This window comes from Corallococcus exercitus, from assembly GCF_003611585.1.
Classification (GTDB): Bacteria; Myxococcota; Myxococcia; order Myxococcales; family Myxococcaceae; genus Corallococcus; species Corallococcus exercitus.
On record NZ_RAVW01000587.1, the window covers coordinates 1 to 4,606 of the forward strand.

The window sequence follows — 4,606 nt, forward strand, 5'->3', positions numbered from 1 at the left end:
TCGAGATTCCGGGATGGGCGTGGCTGGTGCCGTGCGCGCTGGTGCCCGTGGTGCTGCTCAACGTGGGCGTGGCCTGGCTGGGCGGGACGCAGGTGTCGCCGCTGTCCTTCTCCTTCCTCCAGACGAAGGCGCGCGCCCTGGGGGCCTACGTGGCGCACCGGCCCGCGTGCGTGCTGGATGAGCACCCGCCGCTGGAGCCGCTCATCGCGGACGCGGAGCGCCGCCACGGGATTCCGCCGGGGCTCCTGAGGGCGCTCATCCAGGTGGAGTCGGAGACGCGGGTGCACCGCATCTCGCCCGCGGGGGCCATGGGGCCCGGGCAGCTGATGCCGGATACGGCGGCGCAGATGCGCGTGGACGACCCCTTCGACCCGGCACCCTCCGTCGACGCGAGCGGGCGCTACCTGGCCGAACAGCTGCGCAGGTTCCGCGACGTGCGGCTCGCGGTGGCCGCGTACAACGCGGGCCCGGGGTCGGTGAACGGGCACGTGCCACACAATGGCGAGACGGAGTTCTACGTGGCCAAGGTGCTCGCGGCCTATGAGCACACCCGGCCGAAGGCGCCCGTCCTGGCGAAGCGCCCGGCCGCCTCCGAGGCTCCGGCGAAGGCAGCCGCCGCGAAGGCGCCCGTCGCGCGGAAGGCCCCCGCGCCCGCCGTGCACGTGAAGCCCCCGGTGGCTCCCAGGGTCGCCGCGCCGGTGAAGAAGCCCGTGCTCGCCTCCGCGCGCAAGCCCGCCGCGTCGCGCTGAAGCGCCCCCCGGGCCGCCGTCAGGCGCCGCCGTCGCGGGGCCGGGCCTCTTCCAGCCTGGGCCCGTGCAGGCCGCTGGCCGCGCCGGTGTCCAGCCACAGCTCCACGTCGCGGTGGAGCTGGAGGAACGACGCGGGCCACCGGGGCGTGAGCGGCCCGTGCACCATCGCCGTCACCGCCGCGGCCTTGTTCACGCCGAACGCCAGCACCACCACCTTGCGCGCCTGGAGCACCGCCGCCATGCCCAGCGTCAGCGCCGCCATGGGCACCTTCGACGGATCATCCCCGAAGGCCATCACGTGCGACAGCCGCGTCTCCCGCGACAGGCGCGCGCGGTGGCTCATCGCCGTCAGCACCTCCCCGGGTTCGTTGAACGCGATGTGCCCGTTGGGCCCCACGCCCAGCAGCAGCAGGTCCAGCCCCCCGGCCGCCGCGAGCGCCGCGTCATAGCGCGCGCATTCCGCCTCCGCGTCCGGCGCGCACCCGTCGAGGAAGTGGATCCGCTCCGTTGACAGATTCACATGCCGGAACAGATGCCGGTCCATGTACGCGCGGAAGCTGCCCGCGTCCTCCGGTGGCAGCCCCAGGAACTCGTCCACGTTGAACGTCGTGGCCCGCGACAGGTCCAGCGCCCCCCGGGCCGCCAGGTCCACCAGGTTCCGGTACACGTTGAGCGGCGAGCGCCCCGTGACGAGCCCCAGCACCAGCTCCGGCGTGTGCCGCACCGCCTCGGCGATGCGCGCCGCGCAGGTGCTGGCCGCCTCCTGCTCCGTCTGGAACACCCGTAGGTTCATGGGCCGGCCAGCATACGCCGGCCTCCCCGCCCCGGTCGCTGGCCCCCCAGCCGCACCGTGCGTGGCGCCGCGCGGCAAGGCCCCGTGCCTCCGGGAATTACAAGGGGACGCCGCTGGCGATTGACAGGCCAGGTCCCCCGCACGCCCGGGGACCGGGAAGGGTCTCCCACGGGCGCTCCGTGCAATCCGTTCTCACGCGCGGAGGCCGGGTCGCGCTAGAACCTGTCACATGAAAGTCGCCGTGCTCACCGGCGGGGGTGATTGCCCCGGCCTCAATGCGGTCATCCGAGCCATCGTCCGCCGTGCCAGCGAGCACGGCTTCGAGATGATGGGCCTGCGGGATGGGTGGAAGGGCCTGCTGGACGACAACCACTTCCGCCTCACGCGGGAGACCACCTCCGGCATCCTCCACCGGGGTGGCACCATCCTGGGGACCTCGCGCGTCAACCCGTTCAAGGTGGAGAACGGCCTGGAGCGCGTGAAGCGCGCCATCGAGCGCAATGGCATCCACGCCGTCATCGCCATCGGCGGCGAGGGCACCCTGTCCGCCGCCACGCGCATGTCCCAGGAGGGCCTGCGCATCGTCGGTGTGCCGAAGACCATCGACAACGACCTCAACGGCACCGACTTCACCTTCGGCTTCGACACCGCGGTCCACATCGCGACGGAGGCCGTGGACCGGCTGCACTCCACCGCGGAGTCCCACAAGCGCGTCATCGTCTGCGAGGTGATGGGCCGGCACGTCGGGTGGATCGCCACCTACGCGGGCATCGCGGGCGGCGCGGACGTCATCCTCGTCCCGGAGATTCCCGCGGACCTGGAGGCCGTCGCCCAGCACCTGGTGCGCCGCAACGCGGGCGGGCGCACCTTCTCCATCGTCGTGGTGGCGGAGGGCACGCGCATCAAGCTGTCCGCGGACCAGAACGAACAGCTCGTCACGACGGGCGCCCTGGACGAAGCGGGCCGTCCGCGCCTGGGCGGTGTGGGCAACATCGTGGCGGCGGAGATTGAGCGGCGCACCGGCTTCGAGACGCGCGTCTCCGTGCTGGGCCACATCCAGCGCGGCGGTGCCCCCACGGCGCACGACCGCGTGCTTGCCACCCGGTTCGGCGTGCATGCGTGCGACATGGTCGCTCGCGGCGAGTTCGGAATGATGGCCGCCCTGCGCGGCAACGACATCGTCAGCGAGCACCTGGCGGAGGCCACCCGGGAGCTCAAGCGCGTGCCCAAGGAGTTCTTCGAGGTCGCGCAGGTTTTCTTCGGCTGACATTGACGTAATGCGCCATGCCTGCTCCCACTGGGAGTGGCAGGCATGGCGCCACGCATCCGGTAGCATCCAGCCCTTCCCCCTCTCCCGAAGGGATGGTGTCGATGCTCACCGGTCGCATGATGGACTTCCCGCTCACCCTGACGCACTTCCTGGAGCGCGCGCGCTCCTATTACGCCGCGCAGGAAATCGTCAGCCGCAAGCCGGACAAGTCCCTGCACCGCTACACGTACGCGGACTTCCACAAGCGTGTCTGCCAATTGGCGAACGCGCTCACGCGGCTGGGGGTGAAGCCCGGGGACCGCGTGGCGTCCCTGAGCTGGAACCACCATCAGCACCTGGAGGTCTACTTCGGCGTGCCGGCGATGGGCGCGGTGATGCACACGCTCAACCTGCGGCTGCACCCCAACGACCTGGGCTACATCGCGCGCCACGCCGAGGACACGGTGGTGGTGGTGGACCGCTCGCTCCTGCCGCTGGTGGAGAAGTTCGAGAAGGCCGCCGGCAGCATCAAGCACGTCATCGTCATCCCGGACGACGGGCCGGTGCCCGAGGGGCGGCTGGACTACGAGAAGCTGCTCGCGGCGGAGGCGCCCATCTTCGAGTTCCCGCGCCTGGATGAGAACAGCGCGGCGATGCTCTGCTACACGTCCGGCACGACGGGCAACCCGAAGGGCGTGCTCTTCAGCCACCGCTCCATCGTGCTGCACACGCTGGTGTGCTGCCTGCCGGAGGTCCTGGGGCTGAAGGAGTCCGACACGGTGCTGGCGGTGGTGCCCATGTTCCACGCGGCGGCGTGGGGCCTGCCGTTCGACGCGCTGCTCACGGGGGCGAAGCAGGTGCTGCCCGGGCCGCACCTGGATCCGCAGTCGCTCCTTGAGCTGATGCAGAACGAGAAGGTCACGGTGGCGGGCGGCGTGCCCACCATCTGGCTGGGCATCCTGGCGCAGCTGGACCGCGAGCCGGGCAAGTGGGACCTGAGCGCCATGCGGCACATGGTGATTGGCGGCTCCGCGGCGCCGCCGGCGCTGATTGACGGGTTCCGCAAGCGCCACGGGCAGAACGTGCTGCACGCGTGGGGCATGACGGAGATGAACCCGGTGGGCACGCTCGCGCGGCTCAAGGGGGATTTGCGCACGGCCTCGCCGGAGACGCAGCTGGAGGCGTACGCGTCTCAGGGCTACTCGGTGCCGTTCGTGGAGACGCGCCACGTGAGCGACACCGGGGAGATTCTTCCCTGGGACGGCAAGGCCATGGGCGAGCTGGAGGTGCGAGGGCCCATGGTGGCGGCGTCGTACTACGGCGACGAGGGCAAGGACCGGTTCACGAAGGACGGCTGGTTCAAGACGGGCGACGTGGTGACCATCGACCCGGCGGGCTACCTGCACATCACCGACCGCAGCAAGGACGTCATCAAGTCCGGCGGCGAGTGGATCAGCTCCGTGGCGCTGGAGAACGCGCTGATGGCGCATCCGTCCGTGCTGGAGGCGGCGGTGTTCGCGGGGCGGCATCCCAAGTGGGACGAGCGGCCACTGGCGGCGGTGGTGTTCAAGCCGGGACAGCAGGCGACGAAGGCGGAGCTGACGGCGCACCTGGAGAAGCAGTTCGCGAAGTGGTGGCTGCCGGATGACATCCTCTTCGTGACCCAGATTCCGCGCACGTCGACGGGGAAGTTCCTGAAGATGAAGCTGCGGGAGGACTACGGGGACCACCTGATGAAGGCGTCCGTGGCGTCCTGAAGTGGGTGGAAGGACCGCCGGGCACCTGACACTGGGGGCCGGCGGCTCGCGCCGGGGC

General features: G+C 71.0%; 4 protein-coding genes. 3 read left to right on the forward strand and 1 reads right to left on the reverse strand.

The features are described from left to right. Nucleotides 1-5 precede the first annotated feature (5 nt). Nucleotides 6-749, forward strand: a complete 744-nt coding sequence (locus D7W79_RS39110) for a lytic transglycosylase domain-containing protein (RefSeq protein WP_244222220.1) — start codon at nt 6-8, stop codon at nt 747-749. A 19-nt stretch (nt 750-768) separates the two neighbouring features. Here the strand turns inward: D7W79_RS39110 and D7W79_RS39115 are convergent, their stop codons facing one another. Further along, complete coding sequence (locus D7W79_RS39115; RefSeq protein WP_120530322.1) at nt 769-1,542, reverse strand: glucosamine-6-phosphate deaminase; 774 nt, start codon at nt 1,540-1,542, stop codon at nt 769-771. A 229-nt stretch (nt 1,543-1,771) separates the two neighbouring features. Here D7W79_RS39115 and D7W79_RS39120 point away from each other — a divergent pair, with 229 nt between their 5' ends. Next, nucleotides 1,772-2,809, forward strand: coding sequence for a 6-phosphofructokinase (locus tag D7W79_RS39120; RefSeq protein ID WP_120530323.1), 1,038 nt, complete (start codon nt 1,772-1,774; stop codon nt 2,807-2,809). 104 nt (nt 2,810-2,913) lie between these two features. Next, nucleotides 2,914-4,548: a long-chain fatty acid--CoA ligase gene (locus D7W79_RS39125; RefSeq protein ID WP_120530325.1), complete on the forward strand. Its 1,635-nt coding sequence runs from the start codon at nt 2,914-2,916 to the stop codon at nt 4,546-4,548. Nucleotides 4,549-4,606 lie beyond the last annotated feature (58 nt).

Bases quoted from the DNA above. Each gene is read 5' to 3' on its own strand.
- D7W79_RS39125 (WP_120530325.1), top strand. From the start codon at position 2,914: ATGCTCACCGGTCGCATGATGGACTTCCCGCTCACCCTGACGCACTTC.
- D7W79_RS39120 (WP_120530323.1), top strand. From the start codon at position 1,772: ATGAAAGTCGCCGTGCTCACCGGCGGGGGTGATTGCCCCGGCCTCAAT.
- D7W79_RS39115 (WP_120530322.1), bottom strand. From the start codon at position 1,542: ATGAACCTACGGGTGTTCCAGACGGAGCAGGAGGCGGCCAGCACCTGC.